The sequence below is a fragment of the Methylobacterium aerolatum genome, assembly GCF_022179085.1.
GTDB classification, from domain to species: Bacteria; Pseudomonadota; Alphaproteobacteria; order Rhizobiales; family Beijerinckiaceae; genus Methylobacterium; species Methylobacterium aerolatum.
Genome location: NZ_BPQE01000031.1, coordinates 18,665 through 40,261, shown reverse-complemented (window position 1 = coordinate 40,261; position 21,597 = coordinate 18,665). Strand labels below are relative to the sequence as shown.

Annotated in this window: 26 protein-coding genes; 8 read left to right on the top strand and 18 right to left on the bottom strand. The window is 71.0% G+C overall.

The annotated features are described in order from the left end of the window. Positions 1-22 precede the first annotated feature (22 nt). Positions 23-1,180, bottom strand: coding sequence for a ceramide glucosyltransferase (locus MFF06_RS19120; protein WP_238206921.1), 1,158 nt, complete (start codon positions 1,178-1,180; stop codon positions 23-25). A gap of 158 nt (positions 1,181-1,338) precedes the next feature. Here MFF06_RS19120 and MFF06_RS19115 point away from each other — a divergent pair, with 158 nt between their 5' ends. After that, positions 1,339-2,253, top strand: coding sequence for a histone deacetylase family protein (locus tag MFF06_RS19115; RefSeq protein WP_238206919.1), 915 nt, complete (start codon positions 1,339-1,341; stop codon positions 2,251-2,253). Positions 2,254-2,619: 366 nt separating this feature from the next. Here MFF06_RS19115 and MFF06_RS19110 read toward each other — a convergent pair whose 3' ends face one another. Continuing rightward, positions 2,620-3,069, bottom strand: a complete 450-nt coding sequence (locus tag MFF06_RS19110) for a hypothetical protein (RefSeq protein ID WP_238206917.1) — start codon at positions 3,067-3,069, stop codon at positions 2,620-2,622. 173 nt (positions 3,070-3,242) lie between these two features. Here MFF06_RS19110 and MFF06_RS19105 point away from each other — a divergent pair, with 173 nt between their 5' ends. Beyond that, a complete protein-coding gene (locus MFF06_RS19105; RefSeq protein WP_238206915.1) occupies positions 3,243-3,419 on the top strand; it encodes a hypothetical protein in 177 nt (58 codons plus the stop codon). 157 nt (positions 3,420-3,576) lie between these two features. Here the strand turns inward: MFF06_RS19105 and MFF06_RS19100 are convergent, their stop codons facing one another. The 3 genes from MFF06_RS19100 to MFF06_RS19090 all read right to left on the bottom strand — a co-directional run bounded on the left by MFF06_RS19100 (position 3,577) and on the right by MFF06_RS19090 (position 6,092). Then, positions 3,577-4,203 (bottom strand): DUF2939 domain-containing protein, encoded by a 627-nt coding sequence (locus MFF06_RS19100; RefSeq protein ID WP_238206913.1) that lies wholly within the window; start codon positions 4,201-4,203, stop codon positions 3,577-3,579. Positions 4,204-4,255: 52 nt separating this feature from the next. Further along, the gene (locus MFF06_RS19095; RefSeq protein WP_238206911.1) at positions 4,256-4,786 is read right to left on the bottom strand and encodes an RNA pyrophosphohydrolase; all 531 of its coding nucleotides are present in this window, start codon (positions 4,784-4,786) and stop codon (positions 4,256-4,258) included. Between the two features lie 79 nt (positions 4,787-4,865). Beyond that, positions 4,866-6,092: a divergent polysaccharide deacetylase family protein gene (locus MFF06_RS19090; protein ID WP_238206909.1), complete on the bottom strand. Its 1,227-nt coding sequence runs from the start codon at positions 6,090-6,092 to the stop codon at positions 4,866-4,868. Between the two features lie 389 nt (positions 6,093-6,481). On the opposite strand from MFF06_RS19090, the gene MFF06_RS19085 reads away from it, so the two are divergent. Further along, positions 6,482-6,991: a ferritin-like domain-containing protein gene (locus MFF06_RS19085; protein WP_238206907.1), complete on the top strand. Its 510-nt coding sequence runs from the start codon at positions 6,482-6,484 to the stop codon at positions 6,989-6,991. 43 nt (positions 6,992-7,034) lie between these two features. Here the strand turns inward: MFF06_RS19085 and MFF06_RS19080 are convergent, their stop codons facing one another. The 13 genes from MFF06_RS19080 to MFF06_RS19020 form a co-directional block, all read right to left on the bottom strand. Next, positions 7,035-8,375 (bottom strand): S41 family peptidase, encoded by a 1,341-nt coding sequence (locus tag MFF06_RS19080; RefSeq protein ID WP_238206906.1) that lies wholly within the window; start codon positions 8,373-8,375, stop codon positions 7,035-7,037. Continuing rightward, complete coding sequence (locus tag MFF06_RS19075; protein WP_238206904.1) at positions 8,375-9,715, bottom strand: murein hydrolase activator EnvC family protein; 1,341 nt, start codon at positions 9,713-9,715, stop codon at positions 8,375-8,377. Before MFF06_RS19075 ends, MFF06_RS19080 begins: the two co-directional genes overlap by 1 nt. A 134-nt stretch (positions 9,716-9,849) precedes the next feature. Continuing rightward, complete coding sequence (gene rlmH / locus MFF06_RS19070) at positions 9,850-10,344, bottom strand: 23S rRNA (pseudouridine(1915)-N(3))-methyltransferase RlmH (RefSeq protein WP_238206902.1); 495 nt, start codon at positions 10,342-10,344, stop codon at positions 9,850-9,852. 15 nt (positions 10,345-10,359) lie between these two features. After that, positions 10,360-10,758, bottom strand: a complete 399-nt coding sequence (rsfS, locus tag MFF06_RS19065) for a ribosome silencing factor (RefSeq protein ID WP_370876616.1) — start codon at positions 10,756-10,758, stop codon at positions 10,360-10,362. Between the two features lie 286 nt (positions 10,759-11,044). Further along, positions 11,045-11,626, bottom strand: coding sequence for a nicotinate-nucleotide adenylyltransferase (locus tag MFF06_RS19060; RefSeq protein ID WP_238207156.1), 582 nt, complete (start codon positions 11,624-11,626; stop codon positions 11,045-11,047). 79 nt (positions 11,627-11,705) lie between these two features. Beyond that, positions 11,706-13,004 carry a glutamate-5-semialdehyde dehydrogenase gene (locus tag MFF06_RS19055; RefSeq protein ID WP_238206901.1) on the bottom strand — a complete coding sequence of 433 codons (1,299 nt, stop codon included), beginning with the start codon at positions 13,002-13,004 and terminating at the stop codon, positions 11,706-11,708. A 112-nt stretch (positions 13,005-13,116) separates the two neighbouring features. After that, a complete protein-coding gene (gene proB, locus MFF06_RS19050; protein ID WP_238206899.1) occupies positions 13,117-14,232 on the bottom strand; it encodes a glutamate 5-kinase in 1,116 nt (371 codons plus the stop codon). A 142-nt stretch (positions 14,233-14,374) separates the two neighbouring features. Continuing rightward, positions 14,375-15,403: a GTPase ObgE gene (gene obgE / locus MFF06_RS19045; RefSeq protein ID WP_238206897.1), complete on the bottom strand. Its 1,029-nt coding sequence runs from the start codon at positions 15,401-15,403 to the stop codon at positions 14,375-14,377. Between the two features lie 54 nt (positions 15,404-15,457). Beyond that, a complete protein-coding gene (locus MFF06_RS19040) occupies positions 15,458-16,060 on the bottom strand; it encodes a GNAT family N-acetyltransferase (protein ID WP_238206895.1) in 603 nt (200 codons plus the stop codon). Positions 16,061-16,244: 184 nt separating this feature from the next. Then, positions 16,245-16,511 (bottom strand): 50S ribosomal protein L27, encoded by a 267-nt coding sequence (gene rpmA, locus MFF06_RS19035; protein ID WP_238206893.1) that lies wholly within the window; start codon positions 16,509-16,511, stop codon positions 16,245-16,247. Between the two features lie 68 nt (positions 16,512-16,579). Then, a complete protein-coding gene (gene rplU / locus MFF06_RS19030; RefSeq protein ID WP_238206892.1) occupies positions 16,580-16,894 on the bottom strand; it encodes a 50S ribosomal protein L21 in 315 nt (104 codons plus the stop codon). Positions 16,895-17,092: 198 nt separating this feature from the next. Then, positions 17,093-17,509 (bottom strand): hypothetical protein, encoded by a 417-nt coding sequence (locus MFF06_RS19025; RefSeq protein ID WP_238206890.1) that lies wholly within the window; start codon positions 17,507-17,509, stop codon positions 17,093-17,095. A gap of 24 nt (positions 17,510-17,533) precedes the next feature. Next, positions 17,534-18,151, bottom strand: a complete 618-nt coding sequence (locus MFF06_RS19020; protein WP_238206888.1) for a YceI family protein — start codon at positions 18,149-18,151, stop codon at positions 17,534-17,536. Positions 18,152-18,324: 173 nt separating this feature from the next. Here MFF06_RS19020 and ruvA point away from each other — a divergent pair, with 173 nt between their 5' ends. The 5 genes from ruvA (at position 18,325) to MFF06_RS18995 (ending at position 21,488) form a co-directional block, all read left to right on the top strand. Continuing rightward, positions 18,325-18,942 (top strand): Holliday junction branch migration protein RuvA, encoded by a 618-nt coding sequence (ruvA, locus tag MFF06_RS19015; RefSeq protein ID WP_238206886.1) that lies wholly within the window; start codon positions 18,325-18,327, stop codon positions 18,940-18,942. Between the two features lie 169 nt (positions 18,943-19,111). After that, positions 19,112-19,360, top strand: a complete 249-nt coding sequence (locus MFF06_RS19010; RefSeq protein ID WP_238206884.1) for a (2Fe-2S)-binding protein — start codon at positions 19,112-19,114, stop codon at positions 19,358-19,360. A 65-nt stretch (positions 19,361-19,425) separates the two neighbouring features. Next, positions 19,426-19,923, top strand: a complete 498-nt coding sequence (gene bfr, locus MFF06_RS19005) for a bacterioferritin (RefSeq protein WP_238206882.1) — start codon at positions 19,426-19,428, stop codon at positions 19,921-19,923. Between the two features lie 105 nt (positions 19,924-20,028). After that, the gene (gene dapB / locus MFF06_RS19000; RefSeq protein WP_238207154.1) at positions 20,029-20,826 is read left to right on the top strand and encodes a 4-hydroxy-tetrahydrodipicolinate reductase; all 798 of its coding nucleotides are present in this window, start codon (positions 20,029-20,031) and stop codon (positions 20,824-20,826) included. After that, the gene (locus MFF06_RS18995) at positions 20,823-21,488 is read left to right on the top strand and encodes an alpha-ketoglutarate-dependent dioxygenase AlkB (protein ID WP_238206880.1); all 666 of its coding nucleotides are present in this window, start codon (positions 20,823-20,825) and stop codon (positions 21,486-21,488) included. Before dapB ends, MFF06_RS18995 begins: the two co-directional genes overlap by 4 nt. The last annotated feature ends 109 nt before the right edge of the window (positions 21,489-21,597 follow it).

Here is a 21,597-nt window from a genome sequence, read left to right as displayed (position 1 = left end):
GGCGACCCGCGAGCCCGCTCGCTCACGCCGGGCGGATGCGGGCCGGCTTGGTCTCGATCGCCATGGCGGTGCCGCGCCAGACCACGCCACCCCGGAGCAGCGCCCGCCCCCAGACCAGGGGGATGAGCAGGTCGCGCGCGAGGTAGGCCGCGATCAGCGACGCCCCCCGCGGCCACCCCATCCGCGCCGCCAGGGCGAACTCCGCCGCATAGGTGAGGGCCACCATCGCGGCGAGGGCCAGGGCCGCGTCGGCGGTGCCCGCGAGGGCAGCCGCCGCGAGGCACGGCACGAGGGAGCCGCTCGCGATCTCGGGCGCGAAGAAGACCGGGAAGGTCACCCGCCGCAGGCGTGCCCACCGCACCTGCCGGGACCACACCACCGGAAGGGTCCGGCGCCCGAGGGGCTGCGCGAAGGGGGCGGCGACGAGGTTCACCCGGCACCCGGCCGCCCGGACCAGCTTCGTGGCGGCGGCGTCCTCCGCGATCTCGGCGGCGAGCGCCCGGATGCCGCCCCGGGCATCGAGGAACGGCTTGTGCCAGAGCATGCTCTTGCCCTGGGCGAAGCCGAGCCCCACCGCCTCGCCCGCATATTGCCAGCGGGCTTGGAGCGTATTCAAAAACGCGCACTCCACATGGGCCCAGAACCCGTCCGGCCGCGTGCCCACCGGCGTGGCGCAGACCAAGCCCGTCTCCGGCCGCCAAGCCGCCTGGAGGGTCTGGATGTAGTCCGGCGGCATCAGCACGTTGCTGTCGGCCAGCACCACCCAGTCGTGGGCCGCCGCCTCCCATCCCCGGACGCAGTTGTTGAGCTTCGGGTTGTCGCTGATGCGCTCGTCGCCGACGATCACGCGAGCCGGCACCTGGGGATTCCGGGCGATCAGCCGCCGGACCAGGGGCAGGACGGGATCTCCCGCCTCCGCGACGCAGAAGATCAGCTCGTAGCATGGGTAGGCGAGGTGAAAGCCGCTCTCCAGCGTCTCCTCGCTGAAGCGCTCCAGCCCGCAGACCGGGCGGATCAGCGAGACCGGCACACCGCCCGGCAGGGTCCCGCTCGAAAGAGTATTGCCCGGCATCGGCCGCCCGAGCCGCGCGGCGGCGAGCGACAGGCTGGCGAGGTTGATCAGCGTCATCGCCCCGCAGGCGGCGACAGCGATGAGGGACCCGTCGAGGGCGCTCGTCATGCGGTGGGTGCCGTCGGCGCCGGACCGGGCGCGTCGCGAGGGCGCACCGGCGCCCATGGCCGGCGGGTAACAGCAGCGGCATATCAGGCGTGTGACACCGCGCGAGGGAGGCGAAGACCGCCGTCCGGCGTGGTGCCCCGCCGGAGCGCCGCCGCCGCGTGAGACCCCCGATCTGCTTCCACCCCGCCTACGAGGCCCCGCTCCCGGACGGCCACCGCTTCCCCATGCGCAAGTACGGCCTGCTGGCGGAGGCGATCCGCGCGAAGGGCCTCGTCCCCGAGGGGTTCGTCACGCCCGAACCGGCGACGGCGGCGATGCTCGAGCGGGCGCACGATCCGGACTACGTGCGGGCCGTCATGGCCTGCACCGTGTCCCGGCCCATCGAGAAGGAGATCGGCCTGCCCGTCTCGGACGCGCTGGTGCAGCGCTCCCTCGCCTCCGTCGGCGGCACCACCGCCGCGGCACGCCTCGCCCTGACGCTCGGCGCAGCGGGCAGCGCCGCCGGGGGGAGCCACCATGCCCGCCGGTCGCAAGGCGCGGGTTTCTGCGTCCTCAACGACGTGGCGGTGGCCGCCTTGACCCTCCGCGATGAGGGGCGGATCGGCCGCGCCCTGGTGGTCGATCTCGACGTCCACCAGGGCGACGGCACCGCCGACTGCCTCGGCCGCGATCCCGACCTGTTCACGCTGTCGATCCATTGCGAGCGAAACTACCCGCATCCGAAGATCCCCGGCGACCTCGATATCGGCCTCGCCGACGGGCTCGGCGATGCCGAATACCTCGCGGTGCTGGCGGAGCGCCTGCCGCCCCTCGTCGAGGCCGTGCGGCCCGACCTGATCTTCTACAACGCCGGGGTCGATCCGCACCGCGACGACAAGCTCGGGCGGCTGAACCTCTCCGACGACGGGCTCTTCGCCCGCGACCGCTTCGTCGTCGCGCAGGCGCGCCGACGGGGCATTCCCATCGTCGGGGTGATCGGCGGGGGCTACAGCCAGGACGTCGAGGCCCTGGCGCGGCGCCATTCCTTGGTCTTCGAGGCCCTTGCCGCCGAATTCGATGCGGCCGAGATCTGAGACGGCCGCGCGGCATCCGTGCCACGCCCGGCTGTGCAATGCGGTGAAATCACCCCGTCGTAAGGGTTTGAGAAGGGTGGGCCCCGAGGATCCAGGGACCGCGCGACCCGGCCGAGTGGGCCGGTGCCCGCGGGTTCTCACGGGGCGCATCGGGGTTCGGAGATGGTCGGGCGAATCTGGGAAGCGGTGAAAGCGACGCTCGCGGTCGCCGCTCTGATCGCAGCGGCACTGCTCTCCGCGGACAAGCTCGATCGCGAGCGCGGGTCGGCCACGCGGAACGCCGTCTTGGTCGAGCCCCTGACGACCGGGGCCATCCCGCCGTCCCGCTGACGGCGAGGCACGGCCGTCTGCTCCATGCCGATCCCGTCAGCCCGGCGGGATGCGGCCGACCGAGCACAGGGTCCGCATCGTGCTGCTCGCCGGGTCGGCGTAGCAGCTCGCCGACCACCCGTTCTGCTGGATGAAGGATTTCCGGCGCTCCGACAGGGCGGTGCGGTAGGCGTTGGCGATAATCGGCTCAACGGTGGCGGCGGACTCGCCGACCACGAGTTCCGAGGCCGTGGAGAGGTCGCGGAAGAAGGTCGCCGACGGGCTCGGCTCCGCCGAGGTGGCCTGGACGATGGGCTCCGCCCGGCAGGTCACGTCGAACTTGATCGGCCCCGGAACGCGGATGTCGATGCTCGGGCCGGCGCGCTTGCCCACCTTGCCGCCGATGGCGGCCGCGATCTGCCGGCTGAGGTCGTCGCAGGGATCGGCGAGGGCGGAGGCGGGCGCCAGCGCGAGGCTGGCGGCAAGCAAGACGAACAGGCGCGACATCGGGCGTTCCTCGGACCGGGAGGCGGGGGCGATTCCCCGCGCGCCGGCTCATCCGTTCTGGCGCGGGCGGGCGGCGCTGTCGAGCATGGCTGCCTTGCCCTCCTGCATGGCCGGAGGCCTTGAAGGAGCCCGCGCCCTTTGCCAAATCTCCAGTCCCGCCACAGGAGTGCCGAATGGCCGATACCGCCAACGAACCAATGTATTACGGACTGACGCTCGCCCAGTTTCGCGAGCGCATCAAGAAGCTCGCCACCGAGAAGGGCCTCAAGGGCGAGAAGCTGGAGCGCGTGGCCGCGCAGGCCCTGGACATGATCCCGACGATCCGTCTCGACGAGGCGTCCCAGCGCTGATCCCATCGTCACCGGGTGCCCGTGACGCGAGCGCCCGTGCCCGTCCCGCCGCCGTCGGCGGCTCGTGGCGATCCCGTGTGAACCGGTGCCTCCGGCCCGTCGCACCGGATCGCCTTTTTCGTTTTGTCTCAAGGGCGTTGCGGCGGGCTCTTCGTCCCTATTTGTCGGATCCGGCGCCGATCTTGGCCTTGACCAGCATCTGGCTCAGCTTCGCCGCGATCTGGACCTGGAGGGCCTCCGCCATCTCGATGTCGGCGAGGCGCCACGAGAAGCCTCTGAGCTTCATGCGGATGCGCGTCTGCTGGGAACGCGGTCCCTCAGGCGGCACGGGGATGACCACCGCGCGGAAGCCCCGCATTTCGGAAGCAGCATAGTAGGCGCCGAGGCGTCCCAGGCTGCGAATGGCGAGGCCCGTGGGATGGGCATTCGGAGGCTGCGGCAGATCGAGCTTTTCCGGCCATCCGTCGAGGAGCAGGTCGATGACGGTTTCAGGCGTCACCATCGATTCCGCCAGCGCCAGGGCGAGACCGTAGGACAGGTCGTAGAGGCGCTGCCGGTCCTTGGCCTCGATGTTCGGGTCCGAGTCGAGGGCGATCCGCACCGCCGTCACGATCTGGCGCACGAGGGAGAGGCGCAGGGTGCGCAGGTTGATGTGCTGCTCCACGTAGACGGCATCCCGCCGCTGCACCGCCTCGGAGAAGCGGTACAGTGCCCAAAGCGGGCTCAAGGTGAAGAGCAGCCACGCCACCGCCAGCGCGAGGGGGATCGCCAGCCAGCGCTTCATGGCAGGAGACGCACGGCGCGCGGCGGCGCAAGAGGCATAGGGCTTCGGAAGCTCACGCCCGCTCCGCCCAGCCGGCATGTCCCGCGAAGGCCGCCACCACCGCCTCGTAGACGGGGCGCTTGAAGGGGATGACGAGACCGGGCAGTTCGGCGAAGGGAGCCCAGCGCCACGCCGCGAATTCGGGCTTGTGCGTGCCGCCGCCAGGGCAGGCGACGTCGATCAGGCTGTCGGGGCCGGTGAAGCCATAGGCGAACCACCTCTGGGTCTGGCCACGGTAGCGGCCCTTCCAGGCCTGCTGCGCCACGGCACCCGGCAGATCGTAGGAGAGCCACTCCGGCACTTCCCCGAGGAGGCGCAGGGCATGCGCCGGCACGTTGGTCTCCTCGAAGAGCTCGCGACGGGCCGCCGCCTCGGGATCCTCGCCGGGGTCGATCCCGCCCTGCGGCATCTGCCACTGGTAGGGTCCGTCCACATGCTCGGGGCCGGCATCCCGCCGGCGGCGGCCGATGAAGACGTCACCACCCGGCCGGATCAGGGTGATCCCGACGCAGGGGCGGTAAGGCAGGTCGTGCGAATCGCTCATTTCGGCCATTGCGGCGGACCATAGGCTGCGGGGCGGAGGCGCGGCAACGGGCCGGACACGCGCTCGCCCGCGGCGCCGGTCACTCGGCCCTGGACATCCGCTTGGGTGTGCCCCGGAGGGCGACGCTCGCGGGCACAAGGCGGATGCCCCGCCCGTCGAGTTCCCTCGACCAGCGGGCGATGCGCTCGACGCTCATCAGCGATCCGTTCGCCGTGGCGAGGACGAAGCCGTTCGCCTTGGCCGAAGCTTCCGCGCGGGCGAGGGCCGCGTCGATGGCCTCGGGGCGCGGTACGGCGTCCAGGACGATCTCGGCGCGGGCGACCGGGGTGCGCGTCTTGTTGGGGAAGCTGGCCTTCGGCACGGTGCCGTCGTCGATGAAGCCGAGGCCGCGAGCTCCGATCTCGCGCAGGACGGGCTCGAAGGCCGGATCGGCCATCATCTTGCCGCCCATCAAATTCACGAGACCGACATAGCCGGGAAAGCGCGCGAGCACCCAGGCGAGGCGGTCGGCGTTCTCCGGGCCCTTCTGGGAGGAGAGCAGGGCCTGGGGGCCGGGGTCGCTGTCCGGGTAGTCGAAGGGTTCCATCGGCAAGCCGAGGAAGACCTCGTGGCCGGCATCGCGCGCCCGGGCGGCGGACCGCTCGACCTCGCTGCCGTAGGGCGCGAAGGCGAGGCTCACCGCCTGGGGCAGGCGCGCCGTGGCGGCGGCGGTGGCCGACTGGCCGACACCGAGGCCGGTGATCAGAATCGCAATGCGGGGGCCGGTCGTCCCCGGCTCCTCGGCCCGGGCATAGACATCCAGGGCGCGTTGGCGACCCTCGCCGATCTTGGGCATCATCCCGTGGCGGCCCTGCTCGGTGATCCGGGCGTCCGGGGCCGCCGCGAGGCGGGGCGCGTTCGCGGGCGGCACGCGGATGACCACGGCCTCGCTCGGCGTGGAGCCGGGCGGGCGGACGACGGTGACGCCGGAGGCCGTCTCGACCTCGTCGGCGCTGCGCTGCTGCGGTCCGGCATTCTCCACCGCCGCCACCGGAGAGGGGGCGGAAGCCGGCGCGGGCGCGGGCCGCATGGCGGGCTCGCGCAGGGTGATGGCGGCCTGAGCCCTGGGCTCGCCGGCCTCGGGATCGCCGAATATCATGACGAGGGCGACGGCGGCCACGAGCACGGCGCCCGCGGCGCCGACCACCACCTTGGTCCCGCCGACCTTCGCCCACAGCGCCCTCGCACCGGCGGGTGCCGGCGCGGCGGGGACGTCATCCCCCGTTCCGAGGGGGCGCGTCAGGATATCGTCGGGAGACTCGCTCACGTGACACTCGTCGCAGGAGGATAGCCGCAACCGAAAGCGGTGTTCTCCTTCTGCCTACACTGCCTGCGAGCATGGTTAACGTTCCGCTAACGGACCGGAAGATTGAGCCTTCCGCCCGGACGGCGAGGAACCCGTTCGGCGCCGTCCCGCGCGCCCCGGCACCCGCCCCGAAGTCTCGCCGACGCCGCGATGAACCGGCGACCAGACAAAGACGGGCACAATCGACCGCTTTCAATAATCGAGATAATAGAAAAGTATGTTAGTCGGTCATCACTTCAAATATTCATCAACACTGTGTCGCACGCCCTTAGCGGGGAACTTTCGTTTCATGTGAGCATCGACCGACAGGTGCCGCGTCCACGGACGCGGTTTCACGACGGAGACGATCGATGAGCATGGACACGCGCGACATCTACGTGGGCGCCCTGCGGAACACCCACGCCCTGGAATTGCAGGCCCTTCAGATCATGGAACGGCAGGTGGAGCGGCTGGAGCGGTATCCCGAAATGGCCGATGCGCTGCGCAAGCACATCGACGAGACCCATGCCCAGCGGCAGCGGCTCGACGAGGCGCTGCACAGCCTCAACGAGACCCATTCCGTCATCAAGGAGGGTTTTCTGGGCTTCGTCGGCAACATGATGGCGCTTGGCCACGCGCCGGCTCAGGACGAGATCCTGAAGAACACCTATGCCAACCACGCCTTCGAGAATTTCGAGATCGCGGCGTACGAATCGCTGATCGAGATCGGGGCGGCGGCGGGCCTGTCGTCGCACGGGGCCGGGTTGCGGCAGTCGCTGGAAGAGGAAAAGGCCATGGCGCGGCGCGTCCATGACCTGATCGGGCCGACGACCCGGCGGTATGTCGAACTCACCACCTCCGGCGCCAAGGCGGACCGGTAGGCGAGGGCGGGTGCCTGCCCGTTGGGCAGGCACCCGGTCATCCTCAGTTGGGCATGCTCGGCTTCGGCTGCGGGGCAGGAGCGGTGCCGTTGGCGGCGCCCTTCTGGATCCCGTGCAGGAAGTCGACGGCCGAGATGAGCTGCTTGTCCTTGGCCGGATCCGGCGGGACGTAGGCGGAGGAGCCGCCTCGCTCGTCGGTATCCTTCTGCTTCAGGTGGCCCTTCAGCCCGGCCTCGCCCTTGGTCTCGTCCTTGCCCTTCAGCTCGTCCGGCACGTCCTGAAGCACCTCGACATCCGGCTCGATGCCCTTGGCCTGGATCGAACGGCCCGAGGGCGTGTAGTAGCGCGCCGTCGTCAGGCGGAGCGCGCCCGAGCCGCCGAGCGGGATGATCGACTGAACGGAGCCCTTGCCGAAGGAGCGCGTGCCAAGCACGGTCGCGCGCTTGTGATCCTGCAGGGCGCCCGCCACGATCTCGGAGGCCGAGGCCGAACCGCCGTTCACGAGCACGACGATGGGCTTGCCCTTGGTCAGGTCGCCGGACTTGGCCGAGAAGCGCTGCGTCTCGTCCGGGTTACGGCCGCGGGTCGAGACGATCTCGCCGCGATCGAGGAAGGCGTCGGAGACCATCACCGCCTGGTCGAGGAGGCCGCCCGGGTTGTTGCGCAGGTCGAGGATGAAGCCCTTCAGCTTGTCCTGGCCGATGTCGCTCGTCAGCTTCTCGATGGCCGCGCGCATCCCGTCGTAGGTCTGCTCGTTGAACTGGGTGAGGCGGACGTAGCCGACATCCTCGCCCTCGACCTTCGACCGCACCGGCTTGATCTTGATCGTGTCGCGGGTGAGCGAGACGACGATCGGATCCTTGGCTTCCTTGCGGCTGATCGTGAGCTTGACGGAGGTGTTCACCGGGCCGCGCATCTTGTCGACGGCTTGGTTCAGGCTGAGACCCTGCACCTGATCGTCGTCGATCTTGGTGATGACGTCGTTGGCCAGGAGGCCGGCCTTCGAGGCGGGGGTATCGTCGATGGGCGTCACGACCTTCACCAGGCCGTCTTCCATCGTCACCTCGATGCCGAGACCGCCGAACTCACCCTTCGTGGTGGTCTGCATGTCGCGGAAGGCCTTCGAGTCCATGTAGCTCGAATGCGGATCGAGGCTGGTGAGCATGCCGTTGATGGCCGCCTCGGTCATCTTGGTCTCGTCGGGCTTCTCGACGTAGTCGGTCCGCACCTTCTCGAACACGTCGCCGAAGAGACTGAGCTGCCGGTAGGTGTCGGCGGAGGCGGCGACGGCGCGGGGACCGGACAGGAACTCCGTCTGGGTCGCCACCATCGAGGTCCCGGCGCCGAGGAAGGCGCCGAGCATTATCAGGGAAGTCTTGCGCATCAGCCGCGAACCTTCTCGCCAGGAATCTTGTCACCGGGGCTCTTCGCCCACCACGGCTCCGGATCGATGGAGCCGCCGTCTTTCTTGAACTCGACGTACAGGGTCGGGTCGCCGTCGGGCCCGGGCGTCCCCTCGCCCATGGTTCCCACCGGCTCGCCGGCCAGCACGAACTGGCCGACCTCGACGCTGATCTGGTCCATTCCTGCCAGCAAAAGATAGTAGCCGTCGCCGGCGTTGATGATCAAGAGTCGGCCATAGGACCGGAACGGGCCGGCAAACTGTACCCAGCCGTCCGCGGGGGCGGCCACGAGCGCCTTCGAGCGCGTGGCGATGGAGACGCCGCGGGTCGTTCCGCCGTTTCCGTCCGGCTGGTTGAAGGCGCGCACGAGGCGCCCCGTCACCGGGCGCGGCACTTCGCCCCGTGCGTCGGCGAAGCGGACCTTGGGCGCCAGCCGCGCCGGATCGCGGAAGCCCGCCGCGGCGAAACGCTCCTGCGTCACGCGGACCTCGCGCTCGGCGGCGGCCTTGGCCTCCTCGGCGCTGCGCTTGGCCGTGCTGACCTCGTTCTCCACGCGGTCGAGCAGATCCTTCAGGCTCTTGGCCTGCACGCCGAGGTCCGCCGCGCGTTTGCGCTCGGCCACGAGGCCGCTCTCGATCTCGGCCTGTCGCGCCCGCCGGGCGGTGACCAGGGCGCGCAACCGCTGCTGCTCCTTGGCCCAGCCGGCGAGGTCGGCGGCGAGGCCCTCCTTGTCCTGGGCGATGAGGCCGCGCAGGCGCACCATCTCGGTGAGGTCGGCGGCGAGCGTATCGAGTTCGCCGCGCAGCTCCGGCACCACGGCGCCGAGCAGCATGGAGGTGCGGATGGCGCTCAGCACGTCCTCCGGGCTCGTGAGCACGGCCGGGGGAGGGCGGCGGCCCATGCGCTGAAGCGCCGCGAGGATCTCGGCCACGATGCCCCGGCGCGCCTGGAGCGATTTCCGGATCGCCGCCTCGCTCTGGGTCATGGCCTTGAGGCGGTCCTCCAGCCGGGTCAGGCGCTCCTCGGTGGCCTGGGCCTGGCGGCTCGCGTCGAGCAGCGCGGTATCGAGCTTCGCCCGGTCGCTGCCGAGGGCGGCGATGTCCTTCTCGAACTGCGCCCGCTGCCCCTCGCTGGCGGCCAGCGCGTCCTGCACGCGCTTGAGGTTCTCCGCCCGCCGGTCGCGCTCCTCCGTCGCCTGACGGATCTTGTCCTGGTCCGCGGCGGAGATGGCGGGGGCGGGGGCGGGGGACGGGGCTTGCGCGAGGGCGGGGGTGGCGATCGCGCGAGCTGACAGGGCGACGAGAAGCAGGGCGCCGCCCATCCTCCGTCCGGCCGGCAGGGCGGGTGCGGCGCGGACGTCCGGGGACGATCCCGCTCGGCGGGACAAGCCGCAAGCCTCGGCCGTCGCACTGCACCCGCGCGGTTCGCCGGGCATGGGAAACCGATGCACCAACCTCACCCCGGCTCGCCGCGATGATAGGGATGGCCGGCCAGGATCGTCAGGCTTCGGTAGATCTGTTCGAGGGCGAGCACGCGGACCAGTCCGTGGGGCAAGGTCGCCGCCCCGAAGGAGAGGATCAGGTCCGCCCGCGTCCGAATTGAGGCATCGTGGCCGTCCGGCCCACCGATCATCACGGCGAGCGCCGGCTTCCCCGCATCCCGCCACTGGCCCACCCGTGCAGCCAGATCCTCGCTGGGCAGGTCGGCCCGTCCGCGCTCGTCGTAGATGAGGCCGACGGCCCCCGCGGGGACGTGCGCCAGCATCAGGGCCGCCTCCTCGGCGCAGCGGTCGGCAGCGCGGCGGGTTCGCGATTCCGGGATCTCGATGAGGTCGCAGCCTGTGAAGCCGAGGTTGCGCCCGGTCTGGGCCGCGCGCTCGCGATAACGTGACGCCAGATCCCGTTCCGGGCCGGCCTTCAACCGTCCCACGCAGACGACGACGAGGCGCACGCGAAGGCCGGCGGCTCAGCCGGCGGCGAGACCGACGGGGCGGTCGGCGCCCCACATTTTCTCGAGATTGTAGAAGCCGCGCACTTCCGGCCGGAAGATGTGGACCAGGATATCGCCGGCGTCGATCAGCACCCAGTCGCAGGCCGGAAGGCCCTCGACACGGGCATTGCCGAAGCCATTGGCCTTCATCTCTTGGATGATCTTGTCGGCGATGGAACCGACATGGCGCTGGGACCTGCCGGAGGCGATGATCATCGTATCGGCGAGCGACGTCTTGCCGGCGAGATCGATGGCGATCGTCTCTTCGGCCTTCATCTCGTCCAGGCAGCCGAGCGCCAGGGCCTTCAGGGCGTCGATGCGGGCTTGGCCGGCATCCTCGGCGGCCGGAAGGCCGGGCTGGGTCTCGTTGCGCACGGACTCGGTGCGAAGGGTCTCGGGCAGCGGTCTGATTCCTCGTGAGGCCGTCCCACGGCCGTCGTGGGAAATTGGCGCTTTCGCCGCATGATTGCAACAGTCACCAAGCGGGCGCCGGGCGGATCGCCTCATTTGCCTCACCCGAAAGTCCATTGGACGATGCGGGTTGGCAGGACTTTCCGGTGGCATGGGGGTCCTGCGGCGTCTTGGGACAGCGGCGGCCCGTCTGTTCATCGTCGTTGCGATCGACGCGAAGCAATGACGACGGCCCCGGCCTATACCGCGCCTAGGTTCGAGGTCGACCACCGCGACGCTCCGCGCGGATCGCGGTGGAGGAGAGGTGCGACCGCGGCCCGTGCAGGAATACCCACGCCGGGGCCGGCCGGCTCGCGAGGGCTGTCGCCTGCTCCTCCGGCAGGCGCGCTTCGGCGAACCGGTGGGCGGCCCGGGAGGACAGCGGCGTGAGGGTCCAGCCCGGCCGGTCGATCACCGCGATGGGCATCAGCCGCGCGATTTCGGCGGCGCCCTTCCAGCGGTGGAACGTGGCCAGCGAGTCCGCGCCCATGATCCAGACGAATCGAACACCGGGCCGGCGGCGCTTGAGGTAGCGCAAGGTCTGAACCGTGAAACGGACCTTGAGGGCAGCCTCGAAGCCCGTCACCGCGATCCGCGGATGGTCGGCCACGGCGCGGGCCTCGGCGCAACGCTGGTCCAGCGGCGCGAGGCGGCTGCGGTCCTTGAGCGGATTGCCGGGGCTCACGAGCCACCACACCCGGTCCAGCCGGAGACGGCGCAGGGCCGCGACGCTGACATGCCGGTGGCCGGGATGCGCCGGATCGAAGGACCCGCCGTAGAGGCCGATCCGCATCCCGGGGGCGCTCGGCGGCAGGGTCAGCCGCACGGGGCGCCGGACGGACGGGGGAGGCGCCGTCCCGGCGGACGCGGCCTCACGGCCGCGTCTGGCCGGTGCCGTGGACCCGGTACTTGAAGGTCGTGAGCTGCTCGACGCCGACGGGGCCGCGGGCGTGCATCCGGCCCGTGGCGATGCCGATTTCGGCACCGAACCCGAACTCGCCACCGTCGGCGAACTGGGTCGAGGCGTTGTGCGCCACGATGGCCGAATCGACCTCGGACAGGAAGCGCTGGGCCGCCTGGGCGTCCTCGGTGATGATCGCGTCCGTGTGGCCGGAACTGTAGGTCTCGATATGGGCGATGGCCGCATCGAGCCCGTCCACCACCTTCGCGGAGATCACCGCGTCGAGATATTCGGTGCCCCAGTCGGCCTCCGTCGCGGCCGTGACGCGGGGATCGGCCGCCCGCACCGCCGCATCGCCGCGCACGGCGCAGCCGGATTCGAGCAGGGCCTCCACCAGGGGGCGCAGATGGGTCTCGGCGCAGGCCCGGTCGACCAGCAGGGTCTCGGCGGCGCCGCAGACGCTGACCCGGCGCATCTTGCTGTTCAGGAGGACGGTGCGGGCCATGGCGAGGTCGGCCGCCCGGTCGATGTAGACGTGGTTGATGCCGTCGAGATGGGCGAAGACCGGCACCTTCGCCTCGGCCTGCACCCGCTCGACCAGCCCGCGCCCGCCCCGGGGCACGATAACGTCGACGCAGCCGTCCAGGCCGGCCAGCATGAGGCCGACCGCGGCCCGGTCGCGGGTCGGGACGATCTGGATCGCGTCGGCGGGGAGCCCCGCCTCCTCCAGCCCCCGGCTCATGGCCTGGGCGATGGCCTGCGCGCTGCCGAAGCTGTCCGATCCGGCCCGGAGGATGGCGGCGTTGCCCGCCTTGAGGCAGAGGGCACCCGCGTCGGCGGTGACGTTGGGGCGGCTCTCGAAGATCACGCCGATCACGCCGAGGGGCACGGAGATCCGCTCGATGAGGAGGCCGTTCGGGCGCTCGATGGCCGCGAGCTGGCGGCCGACCGGATCGGCGAGGGCGCCCACGGTCTCCACCGCCTCGGCGATGCCTTCCAGCCGCTTCGGGTCGAGCCGCAGCCGGTCGATCAGCGCGGCGCTCTGCCCGGCCTGCTGTGCGAGGGCGACGTCGCGCTCGTTCGCCTCGAGGATCGCGGCCTTGTCGGCGCGGATCCGGTCGGCGATCCGGCGCAGGGCGACGTCCTTGGCCTGGGCAGAGGCCAGGGCCATCAAGCGCGCCGCCCGGCGGGCGCGACGGCCGATCTCGGCCATCTGCTCCGGCAGCGCAGCCGTGCCGGCGGCATCGGATCTGAGGCTGAGGACGGTCACGGCGGGCCTTGGGGGCTGTGGACAATTAGCCCGGCGTCTTCGCATATCGCGGCGAGGCGCGACAAGTACCGGGGTGTATCCCCCGGCACATCCCGGCCCCCGCGGGGACGAGTCAAAACAGTGCGAGATCGTCCCGGTGCACCATCCAGGCCCGGCCGGGATAATGCAGCAACTCCGCGATCCGGGCGCTCGGATGACCGATGATGAGGGACGCCTCGTTGCTGTCGTAGGCGACGAGGCCGCGCCCGATCGCCCGGCCCTCGGCGTCCCGGATGAGCACGGCGTCGCCCCGGGAGAAGTTCCCCTCCACCGCGCGGACGCCCACCGGCAGCAGGCTCGCCCCGCCCTTGAGGGCCGTGGCCGCCCCCGCATCGATGGTGAGGCTGCCGCGGGGTTCGAGGGAGCCGGCGATCCAGGTCTTGCGGGCGGCGGTGGGCGTCGATCCCGAGAGGAACCACGTGCAGCGGCCACCGTCCTGCACCGTCTTGAGCGGATTCTTCCGGCGCCCGTCGGCGATGACGAGGTGCGTGCCGCCCGCCACCGCGATCTTCGCGGCCTCGACCTTGGTGCGCATGCCGCCCCGGGACAGCTCCGAGGCGGGGCCGCCCGCCATGGCCTCGATCTCGGGGGTGATGCGCTCCACCAGCGGCAGGTGGCGCGCCTGCGGGTCGGATTTCGGCGGGGCGGTGTAGAGGCCGTCGATATCGGAGAAGAGAACCAGCACGTCGGCGTCGATCATCGTCGCCACCCGCGCGGCGAGCCGGTCGTTGTCGCCGTAGCGGATCTCGGCGGTGGCCACCGTGTCGTTCTCGTTGATGACCGGAACGGCCCGCAACTCGAGCAGCTTCTGCACCGTCGAGCGGGCGTTGAGGTAGCGGCGGCGCTCCTCGGTGTCCTGCGGCGTCACGAGGATCTGCCCGGCGACGATGCCGTGGTGGCCGAGCGCCTCGGCCCAGTGCCGGGCCAGGGCGATCTGGCCGACCGAGGCCGCGCCCTGGCTCTCCTCCAGGCGCAGGGCGCCGGGCGGCAGGCCGAGCACCGTCCGCCCCAGCGCGATGCTGCCCGAGGACACGACGAGGACATCCACGCCCCTCGCGTGCAGGTCCGCGATGTCCTCCGCCAGCGCCGCCAGCCACGCATGGTGCAGGCGGCCCCGGTTGCGGTCCACGAGCAGGGCCGACCCGACCTTGATGACGACGCGGCGGAAGGTATCGAGGGCGGGAATCATGGTCTCAGCCTGAGGGGAACGCCGCTGAGCTTTGGCCGAACTCACGGCTGTTGAACAGCATCCCGTATGCGACGCGACGACGGCCGCGCGGGAGGGAAGGTCGGCCTCCCGCCCGGCCCGCCCGGAAGGGACGACGCAGCCCTTACGGCTGCCACGCCGCCGCCGGCGGCGCCTCCTCCGCGCGGCCCACCTCGATGGCGTCCTGCAGCGCGCGCAGCGCCTCGGGCACGCCCTTGCGGCTGGCCGAGGAGAGGATCAGGGGTGCCTTGCCCGCCGCCCGCTTCAGCTTCGCGGTCTGGCTCTTGAGCGTCTCGGGATCGAGGGCGTCGGCCTTCGAAAGAGCGACGATCTCCGGCTTGTCCGCGAGGTCGTGGCCGTAGGCTTCGATTTCGGCGCGGACCAGCTTGTACGCCTTGCCCGCGTGCTCGCAGGTGCCGTCCACGAGGTGCAGGAGCACCCGGCAGCGCTCCACATGGGCCAGGAACTTGTCGCCGAGGCCGACGCCCTCGTGGGCACCCTCGATCAGGCCGGGAATGTCGGCGAGAACGAATTCGCGCCCGTCGGCGCGCACCACGCCGAGGCCGGGGTGCAGGGTCGTGAAGGGGTAGTCCGCGATCTTGGGCTTGGCCGCCGTGACGCTGGCCAGGAAGGTCGACTTGCCGGCGTTGGGCAGGCCGACCAGCCCGGCATCGGCGATGAGCTTCAGGCGCAGCCAGATCCACATCTCCTGGCCCTCCAGGCCGGGATTGGCGTGTTTCGGCGCGCGGTTGGTCGAGGTGGTGAAGTAGGCGTTGCCGAAGCCGCCGTTGCCGCCCTTGGCCAAGCGGACGCGCTGGCCGACCTCGGTCATGTCCGCGATCAGGGTTTCGCCGTCCTCGGCCAGCACTTGCGTCCCGGCGGGCACCTTCAGCACGGCATCCGCCCCCGAGGCGCCGTGGCAGTTGGAGCCCATGCCGTGCTCGCCCTTCTTGGCCTTGAAGTGCTGCTGGTAGCGGTAGTCGATCAGGGTGTTCAGGCCCTCGACGCACTCGATCCAGACATCGCCGCCGCGCCCGCCGTCGCCGCCGTTGGGGCCGCCGAACTCGATGAACTTCTCCCGGCGGAACGAGACGCAGCCGGGGCCGCCATCGCCCGAGCGGATATAGACCTTGGCTTCGTCGAGGAACTTCACGGGACCGTCTCGTTGACTTGGGCGGGCCGCACGGGGCGGCCACGCCTCCTTACCTCATTCCGCCGCCGCGAGCGCGGGGCGTTCTCCGGCCGCCAACGCGAGCCACCGGCCCCGCTCCAAGCGGAACCGCTCGATCTCGCGCTCGCCGCCCCGCGTGGGGAAGCTCGCGATGCCCTGGCCGCTCCACACGAAGCCGGCCTTCTCCAGCACCCGCCGTGAGGCCGGGTTCGCCACGCAGGCCGAGGCTTCGAGTCCCGTCGCCGGCGTCCAGGCGAACCATGCATGGATCAGCGCGTCCGCCGCCTCGCTCATCAGCCCGTGCCCCCAGAAGGGGCGGCCGAGCCAAAATCCGAGCCGCATAACTCCGTCCGTACCGGGGGCGATCTCGATCACGCCGATCGCACGGCCGGGCTTCGCCCGCTCGCAGAGGGCGAGCGTCAGGCCGGTGCCGGTCGCGTTGGCCGCGCGGCTCGCGACGAGGAAGCCATCCACCGTCGCCCGGTCGAGGGGGAGGGGGATGCGGGCGGTCATCCCCGCCACGGCGGGATCGCCGGCCAACCGCTGGATGCTCTCGCCGTCGCGGGCGGTCGGCCAGCGCAGCCACAGGCGGCGGGTCTCGATCCGGAAGACGTCGTCGCGGAACAGATCTGGGAACATGGCGCCCTCACCGGCACCGCTCCCCACGGGGATGCGGCGCCCAGAGACGACGAAGGGGAGGATGGTGTCCCATCCTCCCCGGCGTTCCGTCAGACCTGCCCCGATGCGAAGGGCGGCTCACGTCTCCGGTCCGGTGTGGGACACCGTCGCGGGACGCTCGCTTCGCCTTTCGGGCGCCCGCCTGTTATTCCGCGGCCTCGGCCAGCGGTACCACCGCCACGAAGGCGCGCCCACGGCGCGTCTGGAACTCGACGGTGCCGGGGGTCAGCGCGAACAGGGTGTGATCCTTGCCCATGCCGACGTTGGCGCCGGGGTGCCACTTGGTGCCGCGCTGACGCACGATGATGTTGCCCGGAATCACCGACTCCGAACCGAACTTCTTGACGCCGAGGCGCCGGCCTTCCGAGTCGCGGCCGTTGCGGGAGGAACCGCCTGCCTTCTTATGTGCCATCTTTCGAACTCCGAATTGTCTCTGGGGGTCGCGCGGATCGCAGGCTCCTCAGGGAAGCCCGCGCTCGATCACGCGGAAATGCCGGTGATGCGAACCACCGTGTGGTCCTGGCGGTGGCCGCGCTTGCGGCGCGAGTTCTGGCGGCGGCGCTTCTTGAAGGCGATGACCTTCTTGCCCCGGCCGTGGCCGACGATCTCGCCCGTGACGCTGATGCCCGACAGGGTCGGCGCGCCGACCTGCGTGGCGCCCGCGCCGTCGGCGAACAGGAGAACCTCGCCGAAGGTCACGGCCTCGCCGGCCTCACCCGGAAGGGTGGCGATGGTGATGGTGTCGTTAGCGGCGACGCGGTATTGCTTACCGCCCGTCTTGATGACTGCGAACATCGTTCTCTCGTGCTCTCGAACGGTCTCCGGGAGCCCTGCGGCGGCCCTGGACCGGCTTCTTGTTTGAGTCATTGCACGGGCTTGTGCCGGGCAACGCGAAAACGCGCCGATCCTGCTCAGAGGCCGCGCGTCGTGCCCGGTCCTTAGTGCGGGCGGGGGCCGCCTGTCAATGCGCGGCCTCCGGCAGCGGGCCCGTCGTCACCGGAACGGGGCGTTTGTCAGCACGCCGCGGGCGACGCTGCCCTCCGGCCCGAAGGCGGCCAGCGCCGAGGCGCACCACCCGGACTGCCCCTCGGTGACGAGGCGCTCGCGCAGGGCGGAGGCGCGGCCGCGCAACTTCTCCGTCAGCGCCGCCTCCTGGGCCGGGGCGACCTTCGCCGCCAACCGCAGGCTGGTGAGGCGGCCGGCGAAGAGGTGGAACCCGGGGCAGTTCTGCTCCGCGAGGATCGTCGTGGCCGCCGCCTCTGCATAGGCGTCGAGGGGCGACAGCGCCGGAGCGGCGGGGGCGGGGGCAGGGGCGGGGGTTGGAGCTTGTGCCTTCGCCTGCGCCAGCGCGCCGGAGGGCAGCGCCAGCGCGATCATCACCGAGAGACAGCCGATCCGGCGCAATCCCACTGGTCGCTCCTCAGTCTCTTTCCGTCAGGACGCGGCCTTGAACTCGCCCTCGATCCGCAGCGTCACCTCGTCGCCGAGCAGCGGCAGGAAGGCGTTGATGCCGAAATCCGAGCGCTTCACGATCGCCCGGCCGTCGAATCCCACGGTGTAGCGCTTATCGACCGGGTTGACCCCGGCTTGATTGAAGTTGGCGTCCAGGGTGATCGACTTGGTGACACCGCGCAGGGTCAGGTCTCCGGTGATGCGGGCCGTGGTCGGGCTCGTCGCCTCGACGGCCGTGGCGGTGAAGGTCGCCGCCGGGAAGCGCGCCGTGTCGAAGAAGTCGGGCCCCGCGAGGTGCCGCTCCAGGGCGGCGCTGCCGGTGAGAACGCCGCCCAGGGGGATGTTCGCGGACAGGCGGCTCTTGGCGGGCGCCTTCGGATCGAGGTCCAGCGTCGCGCTCACGCCGGTGAATTGCCCGTAATAGGTCGAGTAGCCGAGGTGGCTGACCGACCACGTAATCTTGCCGTGGTCGGGATCCAGCGAATAGGTCCCCGCCCGGACCTGGTTGGGATCCTGCGTCGGGCCGCCCGGCGCGTCCTCCGCGAAACCGGGCCCGGCCATGAGCAGGCAGGCGACGAGGGAGAGAATGGTGATGCGCATCGGGGCCTGTCCATCGGGCAAGGTCCAGCGGGTCATTCCATGAAGTGGCGGCGCGCTCAAGCTTCGGAGGCTGACAGACGGGCCGCGCCCATCACCGACAAGCCCCTCCGGCCGGCGTTCCCCTTTCCCCCGCCGTGCTCTAAGCCCGGCGGCGTCGAGGGGCGGGGCGGGGCATGATCGGCAAGCTGAAGGGCATCGTCGATTCCTACGGCGAGGATTTCGTGATCCTCGACGTGCAGGGCGTGGGCTACGTGGTGCATTGCTCCGCGCGGACGCTCCAGCGCCTGCCCGCCGTGGGCGAGCCCGCCGCCCTCTCCATTGAAACCTTCGTGCGGGAGGACATGATCCGCCTCTACGGCTTCCGCTCGGACGCGGAGCGGGAATGGTTCCGCCTGCTCCAGACTGTGCAGGGCGTCGGCGCCAAGGTGGCGCTGGGGGTGCTCTCCGTGCTGGAGCCGGAGGCGCTGGCCGCCGCCGTGGCCACCGGGGACAAGGGCGCCATCGCCCGGGCGCCCGGCGTGGGCCCGCGGCTGGCCGCGCGGCTCGCGGCGGAACTCAAGGACAAGGCTCCCGTCTTCGCCCCCCTCGATCCCGCCCTGGTGGCCCTGTCCGGCGCGGTGCAGGAGGGCAAGGCGCCCCAGCCCATCACCGACGCGATCTCGGCGCTCGTGAATCTCGGCTATCCGCAGGGGCAGGCCTCGGCCGCCGTCGCCGCCGCCTTGAAGGAGGCGGGGGAGGGAGCCGAGACCAAGGTGCTGATCCGGCTCGGCCTGCGTGAGCTGGCGCGCTGACACACCGGGCAGTCCCCGCGCGAGCCGTGCGCCTGACGCAGGCGTGAAGCGCCCGGCCTTGACCGGCGGCGCGGCGGCTGCCATGTCCCCTTCGCGCTAAGCGATTGATCTGTTTAGATTTTCAATCGTTCTAAAGTAGCGTGGGCGGAACACGGACTCCGTTGAAAGCATGATCGTCTGTTCCTGCAACGTCTTGTCCGATGGTGCCGTCCGCGGGTGCCTCGGGCCCGGTCCCGGCTGCCCCCGCACGCCGGCGCAGGTCTATGCCTGCCTCGGATGCAGCCCGAAATGCGGACGCTGCGCCCGCACCATCCGCTCGATCATGCAGGCGGCGCTCGGCGAAGCCATCCCCGCGCCGGAACCGGTCCATTCCTGCACGACGTCTTGCGCAAGCGCCTGCTCTCTGGTGAAGCTCTAAAGAGGGGGTGGACGCTCGGTATCGCACCGGTTCTCCCCGCTGAATCGACTGCGAGGAGTGAGAGTATGAAGGGCGACACCAAGGTCATCGAGTATCTCAACCGTGGCCTGCGCAGCGAGTTGACTGCGGTGAGCCAGTACTGGCTCCACTTCCGTATGCTGAACGATTGGGGCTACGTCGAACTGGCGAAGTTCTGGCGCAAGGAATCCATCGAGGAGATGAACCACGCCGACCGGTTCATCGACCGGATCCTGTTCCTGGAGGGCTTCCCTAACCTGCAGGAGCTCGATCCGCTGCGAATCGGCCAGAACGTCGAGGAAGTGCTGCACAGCGACCTCGCCGCCGAGAACGAGGCCCGCGCCCTCTATCTGGAGGCCGCCAAGTACTGCGACTCGATCAACGACCGCGTGTCGAAGCGCCTCTTCGAGGATCTGGCCGAGGACGAGGAAGGCCATATCGACTTCCTCGAGACCCAGCTCGAGCTCATCAAGCAGGTCGGCCTGCCGCTCTACGCGCAGAAGCACATCGGCGGCCTGGAGCAGATCGCCCCCGAGAAGGAGTAAGGCCGTCCAGCGGGCGAGCGATCGGGCGGGTGCGGGGCGCCGCCCCCGGACTCCGCCGGAGAGCCCGCCCGCCGGAACCTTCGATTCGTGAGTGAGACCAATTCGATGCGACTCGTCGTGGTCGGCGCCGAAGGGCGCATGGGACGGATGCTGGTGCGGGCGGTGGCGGAGGCGGAGGGGTGCACCCTCGCGGCGGCCATCGAGCGCGAGGGGGCCTCGGCCCTGGGCCACGATGCGGGGACGCTGGCGGGGCTGCCGCCCCTCGGCGTCGCGGTGACCGACGATCCCCTCGCCGCCTTCGCGGCGGCCGACGGCGTGCTCGACTTCACCGCCCCTGCGGCGACGGTGCATTTCGCCGAGTTGGCGGCGCAGGCGCGGATCGTCCACGTCATCGGCACCACGGGCCTGTCGGAGGACGACCTCGCCAAGCTCAAGGCCGCCTCCTACCATGCCCGGATCGTGCGCTCCGGCAACATGTCGCTCGGCGTCAACCTGATGGCGGCGCTGGTGCGGAAGGTCGCCGCGACGCTGGGCGCCGAGTTCGACATCGAAATCAGCGAGATGCACCACCGCATGAAGGTGGACGCCCCCTCCGGCACGGCGCTCCTCCTCGGCGAGGCGGCGGCGGAGGGCCGGGGCGTCGACCTGCCGTCCGTGCGCGTCTCGACGCGGGACGGCCATACCGGCGCGCGCAAGCCCGGCGACATCGGCTTCGCCACGCTGCGCGGCGGCTCGGTGGTGGGGGATCACAGCGTGATCTTCGCCGGCGCGGGCGAGACCCTCACCATCAGCCACCACGCCGCCGACCGGGGCCTGTTCGCCACCGGCGCCGTGAAGGCCGCCCTGTGGGCGCAGCCGAAGCCGCCGGGCCTGTACTCCATGGCCGACGTGCTCGATCTGTGAACCGGGCGGGCGACGGCATCGCGCTGAAGCCCGGCCTCGTCCACGTGCCGGGCTACCTCGACGGTCCGGGCCGAGACCGGCTCGCGGCGGAGGTCGCGGCGGTGCTGGCCCTGAGCCCGCCCTTCACGCCGCGGATGCCGCGCACGGGCAAACCCTTCTCCGTGAGAATGGGCGGGGCCGGCCCGGTCTCCTGGGTCTCGGACGAGCGGGGCTACCGCTACCAGCCGTGCCATCCCGTCACCGCCGCGCCCTGGCCGCCGATCCCGCCGACGGCGCTCGCGGCCTGGGACGCCCTGGCCGGGTATCCCGCACCGCCGGAGGCCTGCTTGATCAACCTCTACGATCCCGGCACCCGCATGGGCCTCCACCAGGACAGGGACGAGGAGGATTTCGACGCCCCCGTCCTGTCCCTGTCGCTCGGCGCCCCCGCCCTGTTCCGCTACGGCGGCCTCGCTCGCTCCGACCCGACCCGCTCCGTCCGCCTGATGCCGGGCGACGCCCTGGTGATCGGCGGCCCCTCGCGCCTGATCCACCACGGTATCGACCGGCTCTATCCCGACGCCGACCTCCTCTCACAGGCGATTCTCCCCGGCCTGCTGCCTCCCGGCGGCCGGTGCAATCTGACATTGCGGCGGGTCACGAGACCCGGTCTTAAGGAATGAGGGAGCGGTGCGGCCGGTTGCCCCCGGCACTCTCCACACCCGTGCGATCCTCTTCCCGTCGCTTGACACCGCCGCCCGGCCATCGGAGGCAGTTCGGCCGTCCCTCGCG